The sequence below is a fragment of the Shewanella electrica genome (assembly GCF_022321485.1).
GTDB classification, from domain to species: Bacteria; Pseudomonadota; Gammaproteobacteria; order Enterobacterales; family Shewanellaceae; genus Shewanella; species Shewanella electrica.
This window is the reverse complement of record NZ_JAKOGG010000253.1, coordinates 1-274: the sequence shown is the minus strand read 5'-3', so window position 1 is coordinate 274 and position 274 is coordinate 1. Positions and strand designations below refer to the sequence as shown.

The window sequence follows — 274 nt, the reverse complement described above, 5'->3', positions numbered from 1 at the left end:
CTACCCGCAGTTGCATCCCCACCTTGATGTAGTGGGTGTGAATGACGTGGAACAGGTACAAGAGGGCCGGCATGATGATCAGGTACGGCCACACGTTGGAGAAGTGTTGCCAGAACAAGAAGATCACGAGGGCTAGTGAAATTAACGCCCCCACCAGGTTAATGGTTGACTTAACCAGCCAACTCCCTTCCTTTAAGCGGAACCAGTGGATAATCCTCCCGGACTGCGAGAGGGTAAACGGTACGAACACCCCGACGGCGTAGAGCGGGATCAA

General features: G+C 54.0%; 1 protein-coding gene. It reads right to left on the bottom strand.

Annotated features, from left to right (window positions below; translation table 11 throughout):
• A partial coding sequence (locus L9G74_RS20535; RefSeq protein ID WP_500142672.1) for a hypothetical protein occupies positions 1 to 274 on the bottom strand: 274 nt, incomplete at both ends.